Source organism: Paraburkholderia sp. SIMBA_053, from assembly GCF_046534895.1.
Taxonomy (GTDB): domain Bacteria; phylum Pseudomonadota; class Gammaproteobacteria; order Burkholderiales; family Burkholderiaceae; genus Paraburkholderia; species Paraburkholderia caledonica.
Genome location: NZ_JAWRXU010000963.1, coordinates 1 through 261 on the forward strand (window position 1 = coordinate 1; position 261 = coordinate 261).

2 pseudogenes are annotated in these 261 nt (G+C 63.6%); both read left to right on the forward strand.

From position 1 onward, the window contains the following. A pseudogene (locus SB753_RS38465) lies at window positions 1-71 on the forward strand (cytochrome b); the annotation flags it as partial. 8 nt (window positions 72-79) lie between these two features. Next, a pseudogene (locus tag SB753_RS38470) lies at window positions 80-261 on the forward strand (polyisoprenoid-binding protein); the annotation flags it as partial.

The window sequence follows — 261 nt, forward strand, 5'->3', positions numbered from 1 at the left end:
CGGCGGCGCTCAAGCATCAGTGGCTGGACCGCGACGGGCTGCTGTCGCGCATGATTCCCTTCCTCAAATAAGGACCACCATGAAGGTCTCGTTTTATCGCTACATGCTGGCGGCGTTTGCCGCAGCCTCGCTGACCGCGGCCGGCGGCGCGCTGGCCCAGGTCGACGCCGCGAAGAGTTCGGTGACGGCTACGTCGAAGCAGATGAACGTGCCGGTCGAAGGCAAGTTCGGCAAATTCACCGCGCAGGGCAAGTTCGATCC